We start from the raw sequence: 23979 nt of genomic DNA, 5'->3' as shown, positions 1-23979 counted from the left end.
GAATACTTATCAGGCTATAACAACTGTGAGTTGTATCGCCTGTTTAGGCGACCGTTATTCCTGTCTCCGTACAATATGAGCCGCTAACAAGAAAGGAAGAGCCGTGCCCGTCGATGCGCCCACACTACTTATTCTTGGGACGCGCGGGATTCCGGCCGCCCATGGCGGCTTCGAGACTTTCGCCGAACGGCTCGCGCTCTATCTCGCTGGTCGCGGCTGGCGGGTCGGCGTGTATTGCCAAGCGGAGGTCGAGCGGGTGCGGAACCGGGTCTCGACCCGGACCTGGAACGGCATCGACCTGATCACCGTGGAGGTGGCGCTCCGCGGGCCGGCCGCGACCTTGGCCTTCGATGCGATCTGCGCGCACGACGCGGCGGCGCGGGGCGGCGTCTGCCTGGTGCTCGGCTATAACGGCGCGGCGTTCCTGCCCTACCTGCGGGCGCGCGGCGCCAAGATCCTGACCAACATGGACGGGATCGAGTGGCGCCGGCCGAAATGGCCGCTGCCGGTGCGGGCGTTCTTCTACCTGAGCGAGTGGATCGCGGCGTGGTCGTCGCAGCGGCTCGTCGCCGACCACCCGGCCATCGCCGACCACCTCGCCCGCCGCCGCCCGCGCAGCGCCATCGCGACGATTCCCTACGGGGGCGATCCGCCGCCGGCGGATCTGGGGCCGCCGACCCTCGGGCTCGAGCCGGGCCGTTACCTGGTCTCGATCGCCCGCATCGAGCCCGACAACAACATTCTGACCCTCGTCGAAACGTTCTCACGCAAGCCGCGGGGCATGCGGCTCGTGGTGCTCGGAACGTTGAAGGTCGGCAACGCCTATCACCGCGCGGTCGAGGACGCGGCCGGGCTGGAGGTGCTGATGCCGGGGGCGATCTACGATCCCGAGATGGTCCAGAGCCTGCGCGTCCACGCGCGCGCCTATCTCCACGGCCACACGGTCGGCGGCACCAACCCGTCGCTGGTGGAGGCGCTCTGGGCCGGCAACGCCGTGATCGCCCACGACAACCCGTTCAACCGCGGCACAGCCGGCGACGGTCAGTTCTACTTCACCGATGGCGACAGCTGCGCCGCCGCGATCGAGCGGGTCCTCGCCGATGACGACGCGGTGGTTGCCGCTGGTAAAGCGGCGCGCAGGCAGGCCGAGCGTTTCCGTTGGGACGATATTCTGGCCGCCTACGAAGACGAGCTGCGCCGGGTCGGCGGCTACCCGCGGCTTTCGCGGGCGCGACCGAGCGCGGAGGCGAGTCCGGTCCAGGCGGCGGCCGAGATCGACGGGTGAGGGCCAGCGCCAGCCGTCGGCAGGTGCTGGCCGGCGGCCTCGCGGTCGCGGGGGCCGGCGCGTTGCCGGCCGCCTCCGGCCCCGAGCCGCTTCCGCTGCGTCGGGGCATCGCCCTGTGGCCGTGGTTCTCGCTCACCACCGAGTTCCCGGCGCCGCGCATCGACTACGCCTGGCCGCCGTTCCAGGCCGACCGCCCCGTGCCGACCCGGGACGACCTGCGCCGCCTCGCCGGCCTGGGTTTCGACTTCGCGCGGCTTCCGCTGGATCCCGGACCGTTCGTGGCCTTCACAGGCGCCCGCCGCGCCGAGCTCCTCGGCACCCTGTCGAGCGCGATCGACGACGTGCTGGCGACCGGGATGCGCGTCCTCGTCAACGTCCAGGCGAATGCCGCCACGCACCACTACACGCCGGATGCCTTCTACGGCTCAGATCGGGCGCCGCTCTACCCAGCCTATCGCGAGCTGATCGCCGAGCTGGCCCGGCTCTGCGCCCGGAAGGGCACCGGCCGGGTGGGTCTGGAGCCGGTCAACGAGCCGCCGCAGGCCTGCGGGGCCGGCGCCTGGAACCGTGTCCAGACCGGGCTCCTAACCGCCGCTCGGGACGCCGCGCCGGACCTGACTCTCGTGGCGACCGGCGCCTGCGGCAGCCTCGTCTCGGGTCTGACGGCCCTCGACCCGGCATCCTTCGCCCGGTTCGCGCCGTTGCTCTACACCTTCCACTTCTATGAGCCCTACCTGTTCTCGCATCAGGGGGCGACCTGGCTCACCGAGGAGCCGTTCTACCGCTGGCTGAATGCCGTGCCCTGGCCGGGTAATCCGGCGCGCCTGCCGGAGACCCTCGCGGCGATCCGCGCGCGCATGGCGGCCGACCGTGCGGTCCCGCAGGCCGAGAAAGCCCGCGACCTCGCCGTGATCGAGGCCAAGCTGCGCGAATATGGCGAGGCCGAGCCGGGTCCGGCCTACCTGGCGACGGCGCTAGCCCCGGTCTCGACCTGGGCTGACCTCTACGGGATCCCGGCCCAGCACGTGCTGATGGGGGAGTTCGGGGCGCTTCGAACCGATTCTCGCTACACGGCCTCGCGGGCCGCGGACCGCGCGGCCTATCTCGGCGACGTGCGGCGCGCGGCGGAACAGGCGGGCTTCGCCTGGTCATTCTGGAACCTGTTCGACGGGCTGGGGCTGATGGACGACGCCCATGCCATCGATCCGGCGCTGGTGGCTGCGCTCGGACTTGGAGGGCGGAGGTAGGCTGATCGTGGCGGCCGATTAGGCAAGCCGGTTCGGCGCGGGGGGACTTTTCCCACCCACCCCCTCATCCTGAGGCGCGAGCGCAGCGAGCCTCGAAGGAGACCTCCATGGATCGCGCGGCTGGCTGGAATGCTCCTTCGAGGCCTGCGCTTCGCTCCGTCACCTCAGGATGAGGGGGTGGGTGGGAGGAGCCGGGGGTAGGGCCGACCGAAGTGTCAGCCTCGCTCCCGCGGAGCACCCGGCGGAAACAACACGATCAGCATCATCGCGAACTTCGCGAGCATCGTGGTCTTCCCCGCCAAACCCTCGAAGGTGTTGACCAGGATCACGAAGGTCAGGATCGGCAGCCAGACGCCGCGCCGGCAATGGCGGGCGATCTCGCCGAGATAGAGCCCCACCGCCACGACCAGCAGCGTCGTCACCAGGATGCCGTGGTAGAGCACGTCGGAGACGATCGAGTTCTCGATGCCCCATTCCAGGCCGTAGATCCGCCGCAGGGTGCTCACCTGCAGGAGGTCCGGGGCGAGCAGCAATTGCCGGAACGGGATGGCGTCGAAGATCGCCAGCATGTCGACCCGGGCCTGGGCGCTGCCGCCATCGGAGACGAACCGGCTGAGCAGGGTATCGAAGAACCCCACGGCCGCCAGGATTGCGACCATCACCGGCAGCGCCGTCAGGACGAAGCAGGCGCAGGCCGCGCCGATCAGGGGGATCCGGTTGCTCCGCAGGGTCCGGTTGAGGGCGACCAGCCCGACCATTCCGCCGAGCGCCAGGGTGGTCACCGTGGCCGACCGGCCGCCGAACGTGACGAGCGCTACGAGCTGCACGGCGATCATTCCGGCCCGGAGCGCCGGACTCAGCCGGCCACCGCCATTCGCCAGCGCCAGGATGTAGCAGGCGGTGAGCGTCGCGTTGACCAGTGGGTGGCCCTGGAGTGCGGCCGAGCGCGTATCGGTCTCGAACGCCATGCCGTCGAACCGGAACGGGAAGAAGCGCTGGCCGCTGGCGAACTCGAACAGGCCGAGCAGCGCGTTGGCGAGCATCATCAGGTGGAACACGGTCTCAACCCGCCGCAGGGTCGCGGCGTCACGATCCATCAGCAGGATCGGGATCAGCCCGGCCAGCACGAAGGTGTCGATCGAGCCGGCCAGTCCCGTGCCGCCGCGGGCCGCGATCAGCACGAGGAGCAGCACGCCGCAGGTGGCGAGCAGCACGCAGGCCGGCCGGCGGTTGAGCGCCTGGGCCACCGGGATCACCGGATTGCCGGCCCGCAGCATCGTCCAGCCGACGAGCGCGACCGCCATGTAGGTCGCCGGATGGATCTTTGAGGGCGCCGAGCCGCTGATCCCGTCGTAGTTGAGGCCGAGCGCCCAGAGCAGGCCACCCGACACGCCGACCAGCACCAGGGTCAGCAGCACGAAGGCCAGCGACTCCACCCGGGCCAGGCCGGCGCCGGGCCGCGTCCGCGCCGCCTGCCGATGCGCGAAACCCGCGGGCCGCGCCGTGCTCACGCGCTGCGCCGGTCGAGCAGCAGGGAGCCCGAGACCGGTCGGCCAAGGGCCTCGGAGGTGTCGACGAGGTCGATCAGGTCGCGCTGGCGGGTGGCGCCGTTGCAGACGACCAGCAGCAGCCGGTCGGCCGCCGCGGCGATCGGGCCGAGCCGCAGGTTCTCGGAGAGCACGCCGCCATCGACGATGACCAGCTCGAACCGGCCTTTCACGCCCGCGAGAAAGCGCTCGATATGGGCCGGCACGAGCGCGTCACGCATCGGCTTCTGGGTATCGCCGAGCCCGATCCTCCGGGCACCCGTCTTCGGATCGACCTGCGTCACCGCGTTGAGGCTCTGCTCGCCGCGCAGGACGTCGAGGAGGCCGGCCGTGCCGGCGCCGTCGGCGCGCAGGTCCGCATCGATCAGCAGCACCCGGTCGCCGCGGGCCACCGCCACCGAGGCGAGCAGCGCGATCACCGACCGGCGCTCGGACGCCTCGGCCTCGCCGGAGGTGACCAGCAGCACCAGCGACCGGCTGCGCGTTCCCGCGTCGCTGGCGAGATGGTCCAGGGTGAAATGCGCGGCCGCGGTGCTGGCCCCGCCCGGCTGCAGCCCCGGGATTACCGCGACCACGGGGGCGTTCGACAGCCGCTCCAGCTGGCGCGGCGACAGCACCGTCGGCTCCAGGTATTCCCGGGTCAGCGCGAGGCCGGCGCCGAGGCCGAGGCCGCCCGCCAGGGCGGCGGCGACCAGGATCAGCCGCGGCGGCCAGCTCGCATCCTGCGGCGGCCGGGCCGAGGTGATGATCCGGGCGTTCGAGCTGTCGATGGCCGACTGCTCCTTGATCTCGCGGGTGCGGACCAGGAACGTGTTGTAGACCGTGCGCGCCGCCTCGACCTCTCGCTCCAGTTCGCGCAGCTGCACCGAGGATTGCGCGGTCACCGCCGATTGCCGCTGCAGCTTCTCCAGATCGGCGGCGATCGACTTCTCGTTGGCGAGGGCGCGCTGGTACTCGGTCTCGGCCGCCCCGGCGATGCGGTTCAATTCGGCGTCGATCAGCCTGCGGACATCCTGCATCTGCGTGCGCACCGCGGCGATGTAGGGATGGCGCTCGCCCAGATTGGTGCGCAGATCCGCCTCCTTGGCGGTGAGCTCGGCGTACTGGCCGCGCAGCCGGTCGACCGCCGAGGATTGGACCGCCTCCGGCATCGCCCCGGAGCCGATCGCCTGGCCGCGCGCATCCTTGATGCCCTGAAGGCGCGCCTTCGCTTCGGCGGTCCGGCCCCGGGCGGCCACCAGCCGGGCGTTCGAATCCGTGAGCTGCTGCTCGTTCACGAGCCGGCCGCTCGACGCAATCAGGCCGTTGCGGGCCTTGTAATCCTCGAGCTTCTTGTCGGCGGCGTTCACCGCGTTGCGCAGTTCGTCGAGGCGCCCGCGCAGGTCGCCCGAGGCGCGCTTGGCGGCGTCGGAGCGCGCCTCGGTCTGGTCGGCGAGGTACGCGTTGGCGATGGCGTTGACGATTCGGGCGGACAGGTCCGGATCCACCGTGGTGACGACCACGTCGATCACGAACACCTTGTCGGCGCGCTTGACCGCGAGCTTGCGCCGCAGCTGATCGAGGGCCCGGCCGCGCGAATCCACCGGTCGCTCGGGCTTGGGGCCGAGCACCATCTCCCGCAGCGACGCGACGGTGCGGGACATCAACCCCTCCTGGGCGACACCGAATCCCGGCTCGGTCTCCAGATGCGCCTGCGTCACGGCCCGGCCGAGGACCGCGTCCGATTCGATCACCTTCACCTGGCTTTCGACCTGGGCGATGCCGCCATCCGGCGAGAGGGCGCCGGGATTGACGTCGTTCAGCACCACCTGCCGGTCGCGCGGGTCGATCAGGATCTGCGCGGTGGCGGTGTAGAGGGACGGGGTGATCAGGGCATAGGCCAGGACCAGCAGGCCAAGAACCAGGGCGGTGCCCAGCACGGTGCGCTTGCGCCGCCACAGGATGCGCCACAGGTCGCCGAACTCGGCGGTGGTCTCGGGCCGGGTCGGGCCCGGCCGCTCCGGTTGTGCCGAATGGACCGGCGCGAGCCAGGTCGCGACGGCAATGTTACGGTCGATCTGTGCCACGATCGGTCACCATCGTCTCGAACTCGGTCGATCCCTCGCGGGCTCCATCTCCTACTGCAAGAGCCGCGCAGACTGCTGACAATCCCTCAAGACTGCCGAGGGTCGTCGGCTCACGCGCCGATTACTCGGCGTCTGGTAAACGCCCCCAACCAAACGCGACGGCCTGTAGAGTTATCGTTCCCGTTACCGTTTGGGAATTAGATCGGATCTGCGGCCGTTATCCGGCGGGACATCGCGCTGGGCGGGGGCGCTCATCATGCATGTGAGAGTTCGTCTGGACGGCGCCGAACCGCGCCGTTGGCAGATCGCCCTGCTGCAGCGCATCGCCGAGACCCCCGGCATCCGGGCCGTGAGCGTCGATGCCGCCGCGGTCCCGGACGGGTGGCCCGACAAGATCGAATTGCTGTTCCGGCTGGAGGCGCTGATCCACCGCCTGCCACGAATCGGCTCCGAACGCCTGCCGCCGACTGCGCTCAACCCCTGGCGCAGGCCCGACGCGGCGCCGGATCTGGTGCTCGACCTGTGCGGCGATCTCCCGGCCGCCACCGCGCTCTGGCACCTGGCCTATGACGGCCGGCTCGGCGACGGCGCCCTGCTGGCGAGCCTGCTCGCCGGGGCGGTCCCGCGGCTGACACTGATCGAGGCCGGGACCATCCGGGCCGAGGGCCGGCTCGGCACCGATCGGCCGGGCATCCTGCTCGCCGGCGTCGACGACGCGCTGGCGCGGACGGTGACCCTGGTCGTGGCAGCCCTGCGGCGCCGGGCGGCGGGAGGGAGCGAGGCGCCCGTCGCAGCCGAGCCTGCGCCGCCCTCCGGCTCCGGACGGACCCTGTCGGGTGCCGAGCTCGGCACCCGGGCCGCGCGGATGCTGGCCGGCGCCGTGGTCCACCGCCTGTACCATCTCTGCTATCGCGCCCCGCACTGGCGCTGCGGCTGGCGCCGCCTCGAAGGACCGGACCTGTTCGACCTCGGACGCCATCCCGAGACCGGCTGGACCACCCTGCCGGATGACGGCCACCGCTTCTACGCCGACCCGTTCCCGCTGGCCTATGCCGGCAGCACGCACGTCTTCGTCGAGGAATTCCCGCACGCCACGGCTAAGGCGATCATCTCCGCCGTCCGGTTCGGCCCGGACGGCCCCGAGGGTACGCCCGTGCCGGTGCTGGAGGAGCCCCATCACCTCTCCTACCCGTTCGTGTTCGAGCGCGACGGCGAGGCCTGGATGGTGCCGGAGAGTTCCGCGTCCGGCACCGTCGATCTCTACCGCGCGACCCGTTACCCGGGGGGCTGGATAAAGGAGGCGACTTTGCTCTCCGGTGTGGTCGCCAGCGACGCGACGCTGCTGGAGCATGCCGGCCGTTGGTGGATGTTCGCGACCGTGCGCGACGCCGCCCCTGATGCGCCCGCCGGTTCCGGATCCTACCATGATGCGCTCTGCCTCTGGTCGGCCCCGGATTTTCGTGGGCCCTACACGCCGCATCCGGCCAATCCGGTGCTGATCGATCCTGCGACCGCACGGCCCGCCGGGCGCATCGTCGAGCGCGGCGGCCGCCTGATCCGTCCGGTCCAAGATTGTGCGGAGGGCTACGGCCGCGCCCTGGGTCTGGCCCGGATCGACCGCCTCGACCCGGAGGGCTTCGCCCAGACCTTGATCGGCCGTATCGAGCCCGGGCCGGCTTGGTCCGGGAGCCGGCTCCATACCCTGAACACGGGCGGCGGCATCGAATGCATAGACGGCTCGGCCCGGGCGCCCCGGATCCGGACCTAACCGCCTCGACGCGTGTCCGCTTCCGGAGCGGTCAGGAGTTTAGCGCCTCGACTTGTCGCCGCGGGATTTCAGCCGCCAAAACGATATCCGGTCGGCCGATCCGCATCCCTATGGTGGATAGCGCAACTTATGCGTGCTTTAATTCATATGGATTAATTGCATAGATTGTATTTTGGTTGGAGGATGTCTGATATCGAGGGCTTCCGATGCATCGGAGTGGCTGTTTCATGACTGCGAGCGCGACGATCCGGCCCGAAACGCATAGGCGGCGTGCCCTGAACGCCAAGCTCTCGCGGATCGCCGCCGTCATCGGCGTGCCGATCGACGCGTTCTTCGCCGACCCCGCCGCGATGCCGCAGGCCGGGCTGATCGAGTTGATCCGGCTCTGGGACGCGGCCCCGACCGAAACCGTGCGAGCCGAGATCCTGGCCGGCACCCGAGCGGTCGTCGCCGGAGCGGCCGACCGGTCGCGCTGAGAGCGTTTCGCCGAGCGAACGCTGCCGAGTTGATCGCCCATCGATATTTCGCTTCCCCCGGCCCTGGCGGGAGCCCCCCGAGATCGCTACATTGCGGAGGCGGGGCTGCAGAGTTCGTCAGGAGCACTTTCCCCGGGGCCTTATCGACTCCCTCGGGAGCTGTCCCTGGCCTCGTCCCTGGACTTGGCCAACACGGCGCCCACCTACTCTGTAGGTTTCCCGGGATCGATCCTCCAACGGCTCACGTGGCTCCGCACTCTCCTTCTCCTGAAGCCGGCCCCTCCAAGACCGACGCGGCGCTCAAGGCCGAGTTGCGCGGCGCCGCACTCGCCGCCCGCGATGCCCTGGAGCCGCCCGCCCGACAGGCGGCCTCCGCATGGATCGTCGAGGCGCTGCTGGCCCTGCCGGAACTCGCCGAGGCTCGGCTGGTCGGCGCCTACTGGCCGATCCGCAGCGAGGTCGATCCGCGTCCCGCCGCCGAGGGCCTGTTGGCCCGCGGCCAGAGAATCGCCCTGCCGCATGTCACCCCCGAGGGACTGGTCTTCCGGGAATGGCGGGCCGAGGATGCGCTGGTCGCCGGCCGCTTCGGCCTGAGCGAGCCCGATCCGTCGCTGCCGCCGGTGGAGCCCGACGCCCTGATCGTGCCGCTCGCCGCCTTCGACGGCTCGGGTCAGCGCATCGGCTACGGCCGCGGCTACTATGACGGCGCGATCAGCCGCCTGTCCCGCACCCGGCCCGTGCTCACCGTCGGGGTCGGATTCTCCGTGCAACGGGTTGATCGCGTGCCGGCCGAGCCGCATGACCGGCCGCTCCAGTTCGTGATCACCGAATCGGGCGTGACCCGGTTCGACAGGAAATCCTGATCCATGCGGCTGCTTTTTCTCGGCGACGTCATCGGTCGCCCGGGCCGTACCGTCGTCTGCGAGCGTCTGCCCAAGCTGCGCGAGCGCTGGCGGCTCGACTGCGTCGTGGTCAACGGCGAGAACGCGGCCGGCGGCTTCGGCATCTCCGAGACGATCTGCGACGAGCTGATCCAGGCCGGCGCCGACGCCGTGACGCTTGGCAATCACAGCTTCGACCAGCGCGAGGCCCTGGTGTTCATCGCCCGCCAGCCCCGTCTGGTGCGGCCGGCGAACTACCCGCCCGGCACCCCCGGCCGCGGCGCCACCGTGGTGGAAACGCAGGGCGGCGCCCGGGTTCTGGTGGTCAACGTCATGGGCCGGGTGTTCCTCGATGCCATGGACGACCCGTTCACCGCGGTGGAGCGCGAGATCTCGGCCTGCCCCCTCGGGGCCGCCGCCGACGCTGTTGTCGTGGATGTGCACGCGGAGGCGACCAGCGAGAAGCAGGCCTTCGGCCATTACCTCGACGGCCGCGCCAGCCTCGTGGTCGGCACCCACACCCACACACCCACGGCCGATCACCGGATCCTGCCCGGCGGCACCGCTTACATGTCGGATGCCGGCATGTGCGGCGATTACGATTCGGTGATCGGCATGCAGAAGGACGAGCCGATCCGTCGGATGATCCAGAAGACGCCGGGCTCCCGCTGGGAAGTGGCGGGCGGCGAAGCGACGCTCTGCGGCATCGCAGTGGAGACCCGGCCGGACGGGCTGGCCACCAAGGTCGCGGCGGTGCGCCTCGGGCCAAATCTGGAAGAGAGCCGGCCTCACTTCTGGGACTAGCGAGGCGGGCTGGTGCCCGGTCCAGGAACTTCGGCGGTTCGCATCGGTAGATTGCAGAGACCCCCGAAGGAATGGATCTCGCCGTGCCTCAGATGTTCGACTGGATTTTCTTCGCCATCATGATCCCATTTCCAGCGTTCCTGGTCTGGGATTACTATCAGCATCGTTAGAGTTTGGACGTCCGGACGGCCGCGATCCTTTTTTCGTAGAACCGGTTCGACGGGTCGTCCTAACCTCGACCTTATCTGCGCTGTGAGCGAAGCGAGCCTCGGTGGGGCCATCGAGGCTCCGCTTCGCTCTGTCGCCTCGGAATGCCGTTGTCGGAGAGGCTTCAAGCGGCGATCAGCCGAGCGCCATCGTGGTCTGCGATTTTGACCACGTGGAACGTCCCCGCCTCGAGATCCCCCGCCAACCGCACGGGTGTGAAATCCGCGCTCCGGCCGATGCCGCCGCGCTCCGCCAGGACCGTCAGCGTGCGGCCGACCTGCCCGTCGAGATGCTGGTGCAGGGCGTCCGCGCCGGCTGCGCGCAGGCGGGCGGCGCGGTCACGGATCGCGTCCTGCGCCACCGGAGGCATGCGGGCGGCGGGCGTCCCGGGGCGGGGCGAGTACGGGAAGACGTGCAGATGCGTCAGCCCGCATTCGGCCACCAGATCGAGGGAGCGGCGGAACTGGTCCTCGGTCTCGGTGGGGAAGCCCGCGATCAGGTCGGCGCCAAACACCACATCGGGGCGTAAGGCTCGGACCGTCTCGCAGAAGCGGATCGCGTCGGCACGGCTGTGCCGGCGCTTCATGCGTTTGAGGATCAGGTCGTCGCCGGACTGGAGGGACAGGTGCAGGTGCGGCATCAGCCGCTCCTCCTCGGCGAGCGCCGCGAGCAGCGCGTCGTCCGCCTCTACCGAGTCGATCGAGGAGACGCGCAGGCGCGCCAGCTCCGGCACGCCCCGCAGGATCGCCCGCACCAGACCCCCGAGGGACAGCGACGGTTCGAGCAGGTCGCGGCCATAGGCCGTGAGATCGACACCGGTGAGGACCACCTCGCGGCCGCCATGGGCCACGATGGTCTCGACCTGCGCGATGACGTCTGCGACCGGCACCGAGCGGGAGGTGCCGCGGCCGAACGGGATGATGCAGAAGGTGCAGCGATGGTCGCAGCCGTTCTGCACGGGCACGAACGCCCGCGTATGGCCGGTGACGGAGTCGATCCGCGTTGGCGCGATCGTGCGGGCCTCCATCACGGCGCCCGGACCGGTACCGGCGGGCGACCAGCCAGCTGCGCTGAGCTTCTCGGCATTGCCGACGAGGCGCGCCACCTCCGGCATCGCCGCGTAGGCTTCGGTCTCGACCTCGGCGCCGCAGCCGGTGACGACGATCTCGGTGCCGGGCCGCTCCCGGGCGATCCGGCGGATCGCCTTGCGGGCCTGGCGGCCGGCCTCCTGGGTCACAGCACAGGTGTTGACCACGACCCGGTCGCGCCCGTCGGCCGCCGCGTGGACGCGCAGGGCCTCCGACTCGACCGTGTTGAGCCGGCACCCGAAGGTGAGGGTCTCGACGCCCATCAGGCGGCGCCGGCAAACAGCTCCGGCGCCAGCGTGCCCTCAGCCACGAGCGCGACCGGGCCGGTCATCAGGACATGGTCGTCGGCGCGCCATTCCACGAACAGCTCGCCCCCGGGCAGCCGGACATGGGCCTGCCGTCCGATCATCCGCAGGCGCGAGGCCGCCACCACGGTGGCGCAAGCGGCGGTGCCGCAGGCGAGCGTCAGCCCGGCGCCGCGCTCCCAGACCCGCAGGGTGATCGCCTCGCGCTCGGTCACCTGCGCGATCGAGATGTTGGCGCGCTCCGGAAACAGCGGGTGGTTCTCCAGCATCGGCCCGATCCGGGCGAGGTCGTAGGAGGTGGGATCCCGGTCCACGAAGAACACCGCGTGCGGGTTGCCCATGTTCACGGCGCCCGGCGAGTGCAGGATCGGATCGTCGATCGGGCCGATCTGCAATTCGATCCGCCGCGTGTCGGGGAACGGTTCGGATAGGGGGATCTCGTCCCAGGCGAGTCTTGGCCGGCCCATATCGACCGTGAAGGCGCGCTCCGAGACCCGGCGCACGCCCACGCGGCCTGCCGATGTCTCCAGGACCAGTCGTCCGCCCTCGGCGGGGCGGGCCATGGCCGGGTCGTCGAGCATCGCGTAGGCGACGCAGCGGGTGCCGTTGCCGCAAGCGCCGGATTCCGAGCCGTCGGTGTTGTAGATCCGCATGAACGCGTCGGTGCCGACGCTCACGGGATCGTGCAGCACCATCAGCTGATCGAAGTGCGAGCCGGGATCCTGCGCGATCGCCCGGGCCTCCTCGGGCCGGACCTTGGCCGTCGAGCCGCGCAGGTCCAGCACCACGATCGCGTTGCCGGCGCCGTGCATCTTCAGGAAGCGTCTATGGGCGAGTGCGCTCATGCAGCCAGAGAGGTTGAGGGGATCGGGCAGCTATATGGCAAAACCCTCCGCCCGACGCGAGGGGGGCCGGCGGCGTGGCAGATGCGCCGCACCCGCGGCTCTCGTGACCCGCGCCCTCGCGGGCGGGCCGGATCGCCACTAGGTTAGCCGGCGGGAGCCCACGCGACGATCCGCCGGGACCCGACCGGAGCGCCACCCGTGATCCGCCTTCGTTCCCTCGTCGCCCTCTCGACCGCGCTGATCCTCGCCGCCGGCGGCCCGCTGGCCGCGCAGCAGCAGCCCGCGCCGCCGCCCTCCACCGCGCCGGCGCCCGCCCAGACCAGCCCGCTGCCGACCACCACGGCGCCCAACCCGGTTCCCGACCCGACCAAGAGCGCCGCCCCGGCCCCTCAGCAGGCGGTCAAGCCGCCGCCCGCCGGCCAGGCGGCCGTGGGCACGCCCGGTCGCCCGACCCTCATCGAAAAACCCGGCGAGCCCGGCGACGTCGACGAGGTGACCCTGCCGGCCAAGCCGGCCGCCATCGTCTCGGGTAAGACCAAGTGGGAGGAAGCCATCGTCAACCTGACGCAAGCCTTCGCGCGGATCGAGGCGGATCTCGCCAAGCTCGGCGTCGCCCCCGCGGGCCGGCCGCTGGCGGTGTTCACCCGCACGGACGATGACGGCTTCGAGTTCGAGGCGATGATCCCGGTGGCCGCAGCCCCGAGTCCGGCGCCCGCGGAAGCTGACGGCCTGCGCTTCGGCACGACCCCGTCCGGCAAGGCCCTGCGCTTCCCCCACCGGGGCTCCTACGAGTCGATCGATAGCACCTACGAGACGCTGACGGCCTATCTCGACGCCAAGGACATCGTCGTCCAGGACCGCTTCGTCGAGGAATACGCCACCGACCTCAAGGACGGCACCGACGACAACCTCGACGTGAATATCTTTGCGCTGGTGAAGTAGGCTGCCGGGAGAGCGGTCGCAAAAAGAATTCTTGTTCTCTTCCGCGAACGAGAGGTCGCCGGGCCCCAATTATTCGCCCTGTCATCCTGGGGCCGCGAAGCGGAATCCGGGATCCATAACCGCTGACAGCGCAAGATCTTGCGCCGTCGGCGGCCCCTTCGGGACCGGGCTCGCCTGTGGCGCCCCGGAATGACACTGCGAATCATTCGGTCATCGAAAAATCGCCGCGCGAAGAATAGACTTCGGTGACGCCGCGATCTGTCAGAAAACCCTTCCCTGGCGCGATGATCCAGTAACCACCTGCGAACGTCACGCCGTCTTGACCGCAGGGACAGATCGCCGCTGTATTGGACGACCCGGAACTGCGGCGGCAGCTCGCGGATTCGACGTGCATGCCGACCTCCCTCTTTCCGACCACGTCCGCACCGCCGTCGCGTCGCAGGGCCGCCCCGTCACCGGCCGACCCGGCGGTCGCCGACAAGGCGCTCGCCATCCATGCCCGGCTCTGCCCGGTCTATGGCTGCCCGATCCCGTACTTCCACAGCCTCGACCCGGTGAGCGAGCTGGTCTCGTCGCTGCTGTCGCACCGGACCCGCAACGCCGAATCCGGCCGGGCCTTCAAGGCTCTGCGTGCCCGCTTCCCGGATTGGGAAGCGGTGATCGACGCGGCGGTGCCGGAGATCCAGGTGGCAATCGCCGGCGTGACCTGGCCGGAGCTGAAGGCGCCGCGGATCCGCGAAGTGCTGGTCGCCGTGCGCGAGCGCTGCGGCAGCCTCGATCTGGCCTTCCTAGGCGACATGGATGTCGCGGCGGCCCGCGCCTGGCTGGAGGCGATTCCGGGGATCGGTCCCAAGACCAGCGCGGCGGTGCTGTCGTTCTCGACGCTGCGGATGCCGGCCCTGCCGGTGGACAGCCACCACCACCGGGTCGCCCAGCGCCTCGGGCTGATCGGCCCGCGGATCGATGTCGGGCCCTCGCACGCGATCCTGCGCGCGCAGCTGCCTGCCGATTGGAGCGCGCAGGATCTCTACGACAATCACGAGATCCTGATGCTGCACGGCCAGCAGGTCTGCCATCATCGCCGCCCGGCCTGCGGGCGCTGCGTCTTGGTCGATCTCTGCCCGAGCGCTGCCGCGGGCGCGCGGGAGCCGTAAGGACATCCTTGACCGGTCCGGGCCACGGGTGCGAGTAACCCGGCGCCCGGCAGGCGCGCAGCCCCGGCTATGTACTGCTCAGGATCGGCGCCGATGGCCGCGTTCACCGAATTGGTCTTCTCGGGCGTCCAGCCCACCGGCAACCTGCATCTCGGCAATTACCTCGGGGCGGTGAAGCGCTTCGTGGAGATGCAGGAGCGCGACGCGCAGTGCCTGTACTGCGTAGTCGACATGCACGCGATCACCGTCTGGCAGGACCCGGAGGCGCTGCGCGGCCAGATCCGCGAGGTCACGGCCGCGTTCCTGGCCGCCGGCATCGATCCGAAGCGCGCGATCGTGTTCAACCAGAGCCAGGTGCCGCAGCACGCCGAGCTCGCCTGGATCTTCAACTGCGTCGCCCGCCTCGGCTGGCTGAACCGCATGACCCAGTTCAAGGAGAAGGCCGGCAAGGACCGGGAGAACGCTTCGATCGGGCTCTACGACTACCCGGTGCTGATGGCGGCCGACATCCTGGCCTACCGCGCCACCCATGTCCCCGTGGGCGAGGACCAGAAGCAGCACCTGGAGCTGACCCGGGACATCGCCCAGAAGTTCAACACCGATTTTTCGGGCTCGATCGCGGCGCACGGCCACGGCGAGGCGTTTTTCCCGATGACCGAACCACTGATCGGCGGGCCGGCTGCGCGCGTCATGTCGCTGCGGGATGGGTCCAAAAAAATGTCGAAGTCGGATCCGTCCGACAACGCGCGGATCAACCTCACCGACGAGGCCGACACGATCGCCCAGAAGATCCGACGGGCGAAGACGGATTCCGAGCCGCTGCCCTCCGAGATCGCGGGGCTCAAGGAGCGGCCGGAGGCGGACAACTTGGTCGGGATTTACGCCGCGCTCGCTGGGATCACCCGCGAGGAGGTGCTGCGCGATTTCGGCGGGGCGCAGTTCTCGACCTTCAAGCCGGCTTTGGCCGACCTCGCGGTGGCGAGCCTGGCACCGATCGCCGGGGAAATGCGCCGGCTGACCGCCGATCCGGGCCATATCGATGCCGTGCTGGCCGACGGCGCCGGGCGGGCCGAGACGATCGCGGCCCAGACCCTTGATGCGGTCAAGGACATCGTCGGCTTCGTGCGCCGGAGCCCGAACCTCCAGGCGGTGCGGTGACGGTCCGGGCGCTCGTCTTCGACGTCTTCGGGACGCTCGTCGACTGGCGCTCCGGGGTCGCCCGGGAGGCGGCGCGCCTGCTCGGCGCCTACGCCCCCGCGCTCGATGCCGGCGCCTTCGCGGATGCCTGGCGCGGCCGCTACAACCCCTCAATGGAGACCGTCCGCTCGGGTGCGCGGCCGTTCGTCGATCTCGACACGCTTCAGGCGGAATCCCTGCCCGACGTGCTGGCACAGTTCGGCATCGCGAGCGTGCCGGAAGATGTGCGACGGGAGCTGGTCCAGGCCTGGCACCGGCTCGACGCCTGGCCCGAGGTGCCGGACGCGATGCGCCGGCTGCGGGAGCGGCACCTCCTGGCGCCGAACTCCAACGGACACGTCCGGCTGATGGCTGACCTCGCCCGGCGCAACGGCTTCCTCTTCGACGCGATCCTGGGCGCCGGCTATTCCCGCGACTACAAGCCGAAACCCGCCCTCTACCGCGACGCGGTGGCCGCCTTCGGCTTCACCCCGGCGGAGACCCTGATGGTCGCCGCCCATTCGAACGATCTCGCGGTGGCGGCCAGCCACGGCCTGTCCACCGCGCACATCGCCCGGCCGCACGAGCACGGGCCGGCCGGCGGCGAGACTGCGCCCAGCGTCCCGGTCACCTACGCGGCCCGGGACCTGGCGGATCTGGCCGACCAGCTCGGCTGCTGACGACGGAGCGAGAGGGGGAACACGATGGCCGATTGGAACCCCGCCCTCTACACCCGCTTCGAGGACGAGCGCACCCGCCCGGCGGCCGAGCTCCTGGCTCGAGTGCCACTTACAGAGCCACGCCTCGCCTACGATCTCGGCTGCGGCCCCGGCAATTCCACGGCGCTGATCGCGGCGCGCTTCCCCAAGGCCGAGGTGATCGGCCTCGACACTTCGCCCGCCATGCTGGAGAGCGCCCGGACCCGGCTGCCCCGCCTCGCCTTCGCCCTGGCCGATGCCGCGACCTGGACACCCGAGCGGGCGCCGGACCTGATCTACGCCAACGCGGTGCTGCAATGGCTGCCCGACCATCCGGTGCTGCTGCCCCGGCTGTTCGGCCTGCTGGCGCCCGGCAGCGTGCTCGCCGTGCAGATGCCCGACAATCTCGCCGAGCCCTCGCACCGCTTGATGCGCGAGACCGCCGCTTCCGGCCCCTGGGCCGGGGCGATCGGCGATCCGGCGATCGCTGGGCGTCTCGGCCGCATGCTGGAGCCGGCCGGCTATTACGACCTGCTGGCGCCGCTGGCCGACACCGTGAATGTCTGGCGCACCGCCTATCACCACCCGATGGCGGATGCGGCCGCCATCGTCGCCTGGGTCAGCGCCACCGGGCTGCGGCCGTTCCTCGACCCTCTGGACCCGGACCAGACGGCCGGGTTCCTGGCCGCCTATGAGGCTGCGATCGATGCCGGCTACCCGCCGCGCAGCGACGGGCGGCGCCTGTTGGCCTTTCCGCGGGTGTTCATCGTGGCCCGCAAGGGCGGGTAGCGGCACCGGCTTCGGCAAGCACGGCTGACATCGCGCGCTTCATCGGATCGTCCCGGACCGTCATTGTGCGCAGCGACCCAGCGACACGCCCCTTCCGGGGATCGTGCGCTGCCCTGGGTGCTTCGCTCGCGCTCGCAATGACGGTGAGCCGTGCGTGGAGTGTTCGCTCAGGCCTCGCCGCGGGCGACGAGCGCCTCGTACTCGGCCACCTCGAGCTTGCCCTCCTGGGCGACCCGGGCCTTGTCCTCATCGCTGATCACGTCGCCGGCGAGGTCGAGGCGCTTCCAGGAGGCGAGCGGGGTCTCGCGGCCGGGGGTCGGGACGTACTTGTTCTGCTCGAGCTTCTGGTACTTGTGGATGTAGCGCGGGCAGTTGACCCAGATCTTCTTGACCGCGACCTTCACCAGGTACTTGGCCTCGGTGTACTCGGCCATGAGGGCGTCGTCGCGCAGCAGCGTCGCGTGGCCCTGGACTCGGATCCGGTGTGGTGTCTCGAAATCGATGAACAGCAGGCCGACCTTGGCCTGACCCTCGATGTTGCCCATCGAATAGAACATGCCGTTGCCGTCAAAACCCGGGAACGCGAGGGTGTTCTCGTCGAGCACCTTCACCAGGCCCTGGGGCCCGCCCTTGTACGAGACGGTCGGCATCCCGTCGGGATCCACCGTCGACAGGAAGAACATGTCCCGGGACGCGATGAAGGCGCCCTCGTCCGGCCGGATGCTGTCATGGACCCAATCCTCGTCCAGGCGCACGGCGAGCTTCGTGGTGCCGAACTCGGTCTGCAGCGCCCGGTGGGCGTCCGAATAGAGCGATGCCATGGCGTGTCCTCTCCAACCTTCATCGGTCCTCATGCAGACGGGACCGCTGAGGCGTTTATCGCCGGGAATGCCCGCGTTCGGCAACCGGGAATAGAAAAGGCCAGCCTCGCTTTCGCGTGACCGGCCTGTCGAAGGTGCGGCCGAGCATAGCCCGGCCGCGAGATCCCAAAAATCAGTTGCGGGTCTTGTCGACCAGGGCCTTCTCGGAGATCCACGGCATCATGGCGCGGAGCTTGGTGCCGACCTCCTCGATCGGGTGGGTGGCGAGCTTGGCGCGGGTCGCCTTGAACGAGGTCTGGTTGACCTTGTTCTCCAGCATCCAGTTGCGGGTGAAGGTGCCCGACTGGATGTCGTTGAGCACGCGCTTCATCTCGGCCTTGGTCTCGGGCGTGACGATGCGCGGGCCGGTGACGTACTCGCCGTACTCGGCGGTGTTGGAGATCGAGTAGTTCATGTTGGCGATGCCGCCCTCGTAGATGAGGTCGACGATCAGCTTCACCTCGTGCAGGCACTCGAAATAGGCCATCTCGGGGGCGTAGCCCGCCTCGACCAGGGTCTCGAAGCCGGCCTTGATCAGCTCGACCAGGCCGCCGCAGAGCACGGCCTGCTCGCCGAACAGGTCGGTCTCGCACTCTTCCTTGAAGGTGGTCTCAATGATGCCGGCGCGGCCACCGCCATTGGCCGAGGCGTAGGACAGGCCGAGATCGTGGGCGTTGCCGGAGGCGTCCTGGGCGATGGCGATCAGGGTCGGCACGCCGCCGCCCCGCAGGTACTCGGAGCGCACGGTGTGGCCGGGGCCCTTCGGGGCGACCATCAGGACGTCGAGGTCCTTGCGCGGCTCGATCAGGTTGAAGTGGACGTTGAGGCCGTGGGCGAACAGGAGGGCGGCACCCTCCTTCATGTTCTGCTCCAGGGACTCCCGGTAGATGTCGCCCTGCAGCTCGTCCGGGGTGAGCATCATCACCACGTCGGCCCACTTGGCGGCCTCGGCCACCGACAGGACCTTGAAGCCCTCGTGCTCGGCCTTCTTGGCGGTGGCGGAGCCCTCGCGCAACGCGATGACGATGTCCTTCACGCCGGAGTCGCGCAGGTTGAGCGCGTGGGCATGGCCCTGGCTGCCGTAGCCGACGATGGCGACCTTCTTGCCCTTGATCAGGTTCAGGTCGGCGTCGCGATCGTAATAAACCCGCATGTCGGTTTCCTCTTCAGGGTTGGTTTCGGGTTGGGTTAGGTGTTTGCCTGGCCGTACAGGGCCAGGAACTGGTCCACGGCGCGGCCCGCATCGCGCCGGATCTCGTCCGCGTCGAGGTCGAGCGCCTCGCCGAGCAGTAATCGGATCTGGATATCCCGGCCAACGAGGCCGAAGAAGGTCCGGAACGTCGCCTCGCTTTCGGCGAAGGCGAGCAGCCCCGCCGCGCGCCCGGCCTCCAGCACCGGCTTGACCCGCTCGCCGATGGCGAAGCGCCCGTTCGCGAGCACGATGCCGCCGAGATTGCTCTTGCGCGAGCCCGCATGGGCCACGGCGATCCGGTTCAGCGCCACCGAGGTGCGGCTGGTGATCACCGTGAGCCACGAGACCGCGAAGTCCTGAAGATGCTCCCGCAGGCTGGTCCCGTCCAGCGCCTGCACGGCCTCACGGCCGGCATGGACCCGGGACGCCTGCCACCGCACCGTCGCGGTGAGCAGGCCGTCGCGGTCGCCGTACCACTTGTACAGCGTCTCCTTGGAGCAGCTCGCCCGGCGGGCCACCGCGTCCATGGTGAGTTGCTCACCCCCCTCGACCATCAGGGCGAGGACGGCGTCGAGCACCGCCTGCTGGCGCACGGATGGCGGCTCCGGCGCCGCGGCGCCCGCCTCCCTCGTCTCCTGCTGCTCTGCGAGGCTCGACCGCATCGTTCCCAGTACCGTACCGTACGGTACGCTCGATAGATCGATTCGTCGGGTGCGGCAAGGGGCCCGGCGTGGCTCGGTTCAGGCCGGCAGGCTCAGCCCCTCGCGGGCGAACACCGCCTGCACCGCCGGCCGCTCGGAGACCCGGCGGGCATGCGCGTGCCAGGCCGGAAAACGCTCGGCCATGTCGAACCGGAGCGAGGAGCCGGACGCCCAGACCCAGAACACCATCAGGTAGGCGTCGACCACGCCGTACCGGTCCCCAATCGCCCAGTCGCCAGTCGAGAGATGGACCTCGGTCATGGTGCAGAGATCGCCGTAGGTGTCGGCGGCCTTGTCGCGGATGCCGGGGAAAGCGTCCTCGTCCGCAGTGTAGCGCTCCGGCCGGCGCACATGCGCGTAGGTGACGTGGTGGTTGGCGGCGAGCCAGCCGAGCCACTCGTCGGCTCGGGCTTGCTCACGCAGGTCGGTCGGCCAAAACCCCTTCTCGGGCACGGACCGGGCGACGTGGCGCAGGATCGCGGCGCATTCGGTCAGCACCCAGCCGTCCTCGACCAGGGCCGGCACACGGCCGCGCTCGTTGATCGCGAGATATTCCGGCGCCCGCTGGTCCCCCGCCGCCAGGTTGAGCTTGACGCCCTCGAAGGGCAGCCCGGATTCCTCCAGGATGATGTGGGCGGCGAGCGAGCAAGCGCCGGGGGCGTAGTAGAGGGTGCGTACCAAAGGATCCGTATCCTTGCTTCAGGAAGGCGGGTTGAACCCGAGGAGGTTCGCGAGCTTCTGGCGGACGGCATCGAGGGTTTCAACGGGAACACCGTCGATGCGGCGAAAGCCGCGTGCCGCGCGATCGACGTTCCGGATCTGGTCGGTCAGCATCGCACCGGAGATCGCGAGCCCCTGCGGGAGCATGACTTTCGTCGGCCACGGGTCGATATTGCGCGTCACGGGGCAGACGATGGCGGTCGCGTTCCGCGCATGGAAATCGCGGCTCGTCAGAACGAGCGCGGGTCGAACGCCGGATTGTTCACGCCCTAGGGTTGGCCGGAGATCGACCCAGACGAGATCCCCGGCTTCCGGGAGGTCGTGGACGTCACGTCCAGTCGTCATGGATGATCTCGGCGCCGACATCCGGGCCCCAATCTACGACGGGGGGACGGTAGGCCGGCCCGAGCCGATCCATCTCGGCGATCATGTCCTGCAGCGTCTCTTTTCGCCGCCGCGGCAGGATCTCGACGGTCTGGCCGTCCGCCAGACCGTGCCGATCGCCTTCTCCCGCAGGGATCCGGATCACGAATTCATCGCCGGCGCGCGTGAGCTTGGCTTCCATGAGAGCTTCTCCCACTCTCCGGACATCATAGCTCAATTGGCCGCTTCCTACAGCGGCTCCGAACCCCGCCCCATGGCGCTGATGCCGGTGCGGCAGATCTCCACCAGCCCGATGACGCTCATCAGACGCACGAACCGGTCGATCTCTTCGGTGGCGCCGGTGAGCTCGAACACGAAGGAGTTGAGGGTGGCGTCCAGCGTCTTGGCGCCGAAGGCGGCGGCCAGGCGCAGGGCCTCGCTGCGGTGCTCGCCCTCGCCCTTGACCTTCACCAGGCAGATCTCGCGCTCCAGCGCATTGCCCTGGAGCGTCAGGTCCACGACCCGATGGACCGGCACCAGCCGATCGAGCTGCGCCTTGATCTGCTCGATCACGGCGTTTGTGCCGGTGGTCACGATGGTGATGCGCGAGATATGGCGCGCCTCCTCGGTCTCGGAGACGGTCAGGCTCTCGATGTTGTAGCCGCGGCCGGAGAACATGCCGGAGATGCGCGCGAGCACGCCGGGCTCGTTGTCGACGATCACCGCGAGCGTGTGCCGGTTCACCGGCTCGACGCGGCCGGCATCGGGGTAGTGGGTGTTCATCGCGTTCATCGCCGGCTTCGTCCTCGTCCAATCCTGCTCGTGGCGGCGATCCGAGCGCGCCTTGCGCGAGGCAAGCGCGACCGCGCGCCGCCGCCCATGCGGCGGGCAGCGGCCCCGAAGGGCCGCCACCAGAAAACCTCACACCAGCATCTTGCCTTCCTCGGAGATCACGTCGCCGAGTTCGACGCCGGTCTCGCCGAGGTAATCGGACAGGAGCATCTCGTTATGCGCCTTGCCCGAGGGGATCATCGGGAAGCAGTTCTCGGTCTTGTCGACGATGCAGTCGAACAGCACCGGCCCGTCATAGGCCAGCATCTCCGCGATCGCGCCGTCGAGGTCGCCCGGCTTCTCGCAGCGCATGCCCTTGGCGCCGTAGGCCTCCGCCAGCTTGACGAAGTCCGGCAGGCTCTCGGAATAGCTCTGCGAGTAGCGCGAGCCGTGCAGCAGCTCCTGCCACTGCCGGACCATGCCCATGTACTCGTTGTTCAGGATGAACACCTTGACCGGCAGCCGGTACTGCACCGCCGTCGAGAGCTCCTGCATGTTCATCAGGATCGAGGCCTCGCCGGCGATGTCGATCACCAGCCCCTTCGGATGGGCGAGCTGCGTGCCGATCGCCGCCGGCAGGCCGTAGCCCATCGTGCCGAGACCACCTGAGGTCATCCAACGGTTCGGCTCGTCGTACTTGAAGTACTGCGCCGCCCACATCTGATGCTGGCCGACCTCCGTGGTGATGTAGGTCTCGCGGTCCTTGCAGGCCTCGTAGAGGCGCTGCACGGCGTATTGCGGCTTGATGATCGTCCCCGACGGCCAGTAGGCGAGGCAGTCGCGCGCCTTCCAGGCTCCGATCTTCTGGAACCACGGGTCGAGGTTGGATTTCTCCGGCCGCGACGGCAGGGCACGCCAGGCTTCCAGCATGTCGGCCAGCACCGAGGCGCAATCGCCCACGATCCCGACATCGACCTTGACCACCTTGTTGATCGAGGAGGCATCGACGTCGATGTGGATCTTCTTAGAGAACGGCGAGAACGCGTCGAGCCGACCGGTGATCCGGTCATCGAACCGGGCGCCGACGCAGATCATCACGTCGCATTCGTGCATCGCCAGGTTGGCCTCGTAGGTCCCGTGCATGCCGAGCATGCCCAGGAACTTCGGATCCGTGCCCGGATAGGCGCCGAGCCCCATCAGAGTCGAGGTGATCGGGAAGCCGGTTTCGGCGACCAGCTCGCGCAGGAGCCGCGAAGCCTCCGGGCCGGAATTGATCACGCCGCCGCCGGTGTAGAAGACCGGGCGGCGCGCGGTCACCATCAATTCGACCGCCGCGCGGATCCGGTCGGCATCGCCCTTGACGGCGGGGCGGTAGGTCTTGTGGCTCGCGATCTCCGGGCGCTCGTAGAGGCCGGAGGCGAACTGGATGTCCTTGGGCAGATCGACCACGACCGGGCCGGGACGGCCGTTGGCCGCGACGTAGAACGCCTCGTGCAGGATGCGCGGCAGGTCCTCGATCGATTTGACCAGGTAATTGTGCTTCGTGCAGTGGCGCGTGATGCCAACCGTGTCGCATTCCTGGAAGGCGTCGGTGCCGATCAGATGCGTCGGAACCTGCCCGGTGATGCAGACGAGCGGGATCGAGTCGAGCAGCGCGTCGGTGAGACCGGTGACGATGTTGGTGGCGCCGGGGCCCGACGTGACCAGCACGCAGCCGACCTTGCCGGACGAGCGCGCATAGCCCTCGGCCGCGTGGACGGCGCCCTGCTCGTGGCGGACGAGCACGTGCTTCACCGCGTTCTGGTGGAACAGAGCGTCGTAGATCGGAAGTACGGCACCGCCCGGATAGCCGAACAGCGTGTCCACGCCCTGATCCCGGAATGCCCGGATGACCATCTCGGCCCCGGTCATGACCTCGCCGCCCATGCTCTCCTCCTCCGCTCCCCGGATCGTCAGCGGCGGTCGTGCGCCGCCGGACGGACCGGTTCCTTTCGTCCTGCACTCTCGTCACGCGAGGCGGCATCCGCCTCGCTCGAAAGTACTGTCTTCGTCGGTATCTCGAACGCGTGGATCTCGTTGGCCGTGATGCGTCAC

24 protein-coding genes and 1 other RNA gene are annotated in these 23979 nt (G+C 69.5%); 12 read left to right on the top strand and 13 right to left on the bottom strand.

Annotated features, from left to right (window positions below; translation table 11 throughout):
- Positions 1-103 precede the first annotated feature (103 nt).
- Positions 104-1285, top strand: a complete 1182-nt coding sequence (locus MKL20_RS11025) for a DUF1972 domain-containing protein (protein ID WP_244036700.1) — start codon at positions 104-106, stop codon at positions 1283-1285.
- A complete protein-coding gene (locus MKL20_RS11020) occupies positions 1282-2532 on the top strand; it encodes a glycoside hydrolase family 5 protein (RefSeq protein ID WP_244036699.1) in 1251 nt (416 codons plus the stop codon). Before MKL20_RS11025 ends, MKL20_RS11020 begins: the two co-directional genes overlap by 4 nt.
- A 215-nt stretch (positions 2533-2747) precedes the next feature.
- On the opposite strand, the gene MKL20_RS11015 is transcribed toward MKL20_RS11020, so the two are convergent.
- Positions 2748-4043 (bottom strand): VpsF family polysaccharide biosynthesis protein, encoded by a 1296-nt coding sequence (locus tag MKL20_RS11015; RefSeq protein WP_244036698.1) that lies wholly within the window; start codon positions 4041-4043, stop codon positions 2748-2750.
- Positions 4040-6145: a GumC family protein gene (locus MKL20_RS11010; protein ID WP_244036697.1), complete on the bottom strand. Its 2106-nt coding sequence runs from the start codon at positions 6143-6145 to the stop codon at positions 4040-4042. The genes MKL20_RS11015 and MKL20_RS11010 overlap by 4 nt, the downstream gene beginning before the upstream one ends.
- Before the next feature lie 256 nt (positions 6146-6401).
- On the opposite strand from MKL20_RS11010, the gene MKL20_RS11005 reads away from it, so the two are divergent.
- From MKL20_RS11005 to MKL20_RS10985, 5 genes are all read left to right on the top strand, one after another.
- On the top strand, positions 6402-7913 hold the full coding sequence (locus tag MKL20_RS11005; RefSeq protein ID WP_244036696.1) for a formyl transferase: 1512 nt from the start codon (positions 6402-6404) through the stop codon (positions 7911-7913).
- Positions 7914-8140: 227 nt separating this feature from the next.
- Positions 8141-8389: a hypothetical protein gene (locus MKL20_RS11000; protein ID WP_244036695.1), complete on the top strand. Its 249-nt coding sequence runs from the start codon at positions 8141-8143 to the stop codon at positions 8387-8389.
- 99 nt (positions 8390-8488) lie between these two features.
- Positions 8489-8645: non-coding RNA, 6S RNA (gene ssrS, locus MKL20_RS10995), on the top strand.
- Positions 8635-9252, top strand: coding sequence for a 5-formyltetrahydrofolate cyclo-ligase (locus MKL20_RS10990; RefSeq protein ID WP_244036694.1), 618 nt, complete (start codon positions 8635-8637; stop codon positions 9250-9252). The genes ssrS and MKL20_RS10990 overlap by 11 nt, the downstream gene beginning before the upstream one ends.
- Before the next feature lie 3 nt (positions 9253-9255).
- The gene (locus MKL20_RS10985) at positions 9256-10074 is read left to right on the top strand and encodes a TIGR00282 family metallophosphoesterase (protein ID WP_244036693.1); all 819 of its coding nucleotides are present in this window, start codon (positions 9256-9258) and stop codon (positions 10072-10074) included.
- 331 nt (positions 10075-10405) lie between these two features.
- On the opposite strand, the gene mtaB is transcribed toward MKL20_RS10985, so the two are convergent.
- Entirely contained in the window at positions 10406-11632 is a 1227-nt protein-coding gene (gene mtaB / locus MKL20_RS10980; RefSeq protein WP_244036692.1) for a tRNA (N(6)-L-threonylcarbamoyladenosine(37)-C(2))-methylthiotransferase MtaB, read from the bottom strand.
- Positions 11632-12519, bottom strand: coding sequence for a diaminopimelate epimerase (gene dapF / locus MKL20_RS10975; protein ID WP_244036691.1), 888 nt, complete (start codon positions 12517-12519; stop codon positions 11632-11634). Before dapF ends, mtaB begins: the two co-directional genes overlap by 1 nt.
- 198 nt (positions 12520-12717) lie before the next feature.
- Between dapF and MKL20_RS10970 the strand changes: the two genes are divergently transcribed.
- Positions 12718-13461: a GyrI-like domain-containing protein gene (locus tag MKL20_RS10970; RefSeq protein WP_244036690.1), complete on the top strand. Its 744-nt coding sequence runs from the start codon at positions 12718-12720 to the stop codon at positions 13459-13461.
- A gap of 202 nt (positions 13462-13663) precedes the next feature.
- Here the strand turns inward: MKL20_RS10970 and MKL20_RS10965 are convergent, their stop codons facing one another.
- Positions 13664-13855, bottom strand: a complete 192-nt coding sequence (locus MKL20_RS10965; RefSeq protein ID WP_244036689.1) for a hypothetical protein — start codon at positions 13853-13855, stop codon at positions 13664-13666.
- On the opposite strand from MKL20_RS10965, the gene nth reads away from it, so the two are divergent.
- The 4 genes from nth (at position 13854) to tam (ending at position 17278) form a co-directional block, all read left to right on the top strand.
- Entirely contained in the window at positions 13854-14615 is a 762-nt protein-coding gene (gene nth, locus MKL20_RS10960) for an endonuclease III domain-containing protein (RefSeq protein ID WP_244036688.1), read from the top strand. The two genes, MKL20_RS10965 and nth, sit on opposite strands and share 2 nt — an antisense overlap.
- A 93-nt stretch (positions 14616-14708) precedes the next feature.
- Entirely contained in the window at positions 14709-15773 is a 1065-nt protein-coding gene (gene trpS / locus MKL20_RS10955; protein ID WP_244036687.1) for a tryptophan--tRNA ligase, read from the top strand.
- Positions 15770-16471, top strand: a complete 702-nt coding sequence (locus MKL20_RS10950) for a haloacid dehalogenase type II (protein WP_244036686.1) — start codon at positions 15770-15772, stop codon at positions 16469-16471. The genes trpS and MKL20_RS10950 overlap by 4 nt, the downstream gene beginning before the upstream one ends.
- A gap of 24 nt (positions 16472-16495) precedes the next feature.
- Complete coding sequence (gene tam, locus MKL20_RS10945; RefSeq protein ID WP_244036685.1) at positions 16496-17278, top strand: trans-aconitate 2-methyltransferase; 783 nt, start codon at positions 16496-16498, stop codon at positions 17276-17278.
- 167 nt (positions 17279-17445) lie between these two features.
- On the opposite strand, the gene MKL20_RS10940 is transcribed toward tam, so the two are convergent.
- The 8 genes from MKL20_RS10940 to MKL20_RS10905 all read right to left on the bottom strand — a co-directional run bounded on the left by MKL20_RS10940 (position 17446) and on the right by MKL20_RS10905 (position 23811).
- Complete coding sequence (locus MKL20_RS10940; protein WP_244036684.1) at positions 17446-18099, bottom strand: pyridoxamine 5'-phosphate oxidase family protein; 654 nt, start codon at positions 18097-18099, stop codon at positions 17446-17448.
- Between the two features lie 172 nt (positions 18100-18271).
- Positions 18272-19291: a ketol-acid reductoisomerase gene (gene ilvC, locus MKL20_RS10935; RefSeq protein WP_244036683.1), complete on the bottom strand. Its 1020-nt coding sequence runs from the start codon at positions 19289-19291 to the stop codon at positions 18272-18274.
- Positions 19292-19326: 35 nt separating this feature from the next.
- Entirely contained in the window at positions 19327-19992 is a 666-nt protein-coding gene (locus MKL20_RS10930; protein ID WP_279594667.1) for a TetR/AcrR family transcriptional regulator C-terminal domain-containing protein, read from the bottom strand.
- A 78-nt stretch (positions 19993-20070) separates the two neighbouring features.
- A complete protein-coding gene (locus tag MKL20_RS10925; protein ID WP_244036682.1) occupies positions 20071-20712 on the bottom strand; it encodes a glutathione S-transferase family protein in 642 nt (213 codons plus the stop codon).
- 18 nt (positions 20713-20730) lie between these two features.
- Complete coding sequence (locus tag MKL20_RS10920; protein WP_244036681.1) at positions 20731-21096, bottom strand: type II toxin-antitoxin system PemK/MazF family toxin; 366 nt, start codon at positions 21094-21096, stop codon at positions 20731-20733.
- Positions 21080-21316 (bottom strand): MazF family transcriptional regulator, encoded by a 237-nt coding sequence (locus tag MKL20_RS10915; protein ID WP_243973319.1) that lies wholly within the window; start codon positions 21314-21316, stop codon positions 21080-21082. Before MKL20_RS10915 ends, MKL20_RS10920 begins: the two co-directional genes overlap by 17 nt.
- Positions 21317-21363: 47 nt before the next feature.
- The gene (gene ilvN / locus MKL20_RS10910) at positions 21364-21906 is read right to left on the bottom strand and encodes an acetolactate synthase small subunit (RefSeq protein WP_058193937.1); all 543 of its coding nucleotides are present in this window, start codon (positions 21904-21906) and stop codon (positions 21364-21366) included.
- Between the two features lie 129 nt (positions 21907-22035).
- Positions 22036-23811, bottom strand: a complete 1776-nt coding sequence (locus tag MKL20_RS10905) for an acetolactate synthase 3 large subunit (RefSeq protein ID WP_244036680.1) — start codon at positions 23809-23811, stop codon at positions 22036-22038.
- Positions 23812-23979: the final 168 nt, after the last annotated feature.

It is taken from the genome of Methylobacterium sp. E-066 (genome assembly GCF_022829635.1).
Lineage (GTDB): Bacteria > Pseudomonadota > Alphaproteobacteria > Rhizobiales > Beijerinckiaceae > Methylobacterium.
This window is presented reverse-complemented; position numbering and strand designations above follow the sequence as displayed.

Coding starts and splice junctions, on each gene's coding strand:
- MKL20_RS11005 (WP_244036696.1), top strand. CDS start 6,402: ATGCATGTGAGAGTTCGTCTGGACGGCGCCGAACCGCGCCGTTGGCAG.
- MKL20_RS11000 (WP_244036695.1), top strand. CDS start 8,141: ATGACTGCGAGCGCGACGATCCGGCCCGAAACGCATAGGCGGCGTGCC.
- MKL20_RS10985 (WP_244036693.1), top strand. CDS start 9,256: ATGCGGCTGCTTTTTCTCGGCGACGTCATCGGTCGCCCGGGCCGTACC.
- mtaB (WP_244036692.1), bottom strand. CDS start 11,632: ATGGGCGTCGAGACCCTCACCTTCGGGTGCCGGCTCAACACGGTCGAG.
- dapF (WP_244036691.1), bottom strand. CDS start 12,519: ATGAGCGCACTCGCCCATAGACGCTTCCTGAAGATGCACGGCGCCGGC.
- nth (WP_244036688.1), top strand. CDS start 13,854: ATGCCGACCTCCCTCTTTCCGACCACGTCCGCACCGCCGTCGCGTCGC.
- MKL20_RS10965 (WP_244036689.1), bottom strand. CDS start 13,855: ATGCACGTCGAATCCGCGAGCTGCCGCCGCAGTTCCGGGTCGTCCAAT.
- trpS (WP_244036687.1), top strand. CDS start 14,709: ATGGCCGCGTTCACCGAATTGGTCTTCTCGGGCGTCCAGCCCACCGGC.
- tam (WP_244036685.1), top strand. CDS start 16,496: ATGGCCGATTGGAACCCCGCCCTCTACACCCGCTTCGAGGACGAGCGC.
- MKL20_RS10940 (WP_244036684.1), bottom strand. CDS start 18,099: ATGGCATCGCTCTATTCGGACGCCCACCGGGCGCTGCAGACCGAGTTC.
- ilvC (WP_244036683.1), bottom strand. CDS start 19,291: ATGCGGGTTTATTACGATCGCGACGCCGACCTGAACCTGATCAAGGGC.
- MKL20_RS10930 (WP_279594667.1), bottom strand. CDS start 19,992: ATGCGGTCGAGCCTCGCAGAGCAGCAGGAGACGAGGGAGGCGGGCGCC.
- MKL20_RS10920 (WP_244036681.1), bottom strand. CDS start 21,096: ATGACGACTGGACGTGACGTCCACGACCTCCCGGAAGCCGGGGATCTC.
- MKL20_RS10915 (WP_243973319.1), bottom strand. CDS start 21,316: ATGGAAGCCAAGCTCACGCGCGCCGGCGATGAATTCGTGATCCGGATC.
- ilvN (WP_058193937.1), bottom strand. CDS start 21,906: ATGAACGCGATGAACACCCACTACCCCGATGCCGGCCGCGTCGAGCCG.
- MKL20_RS10905 (WP_244036680.1), bottom strand. CDS start 23,811: ATGGGCGGCGAGGTCATGACCGGGGCCGAGATGGTCATCCGGGCATTC.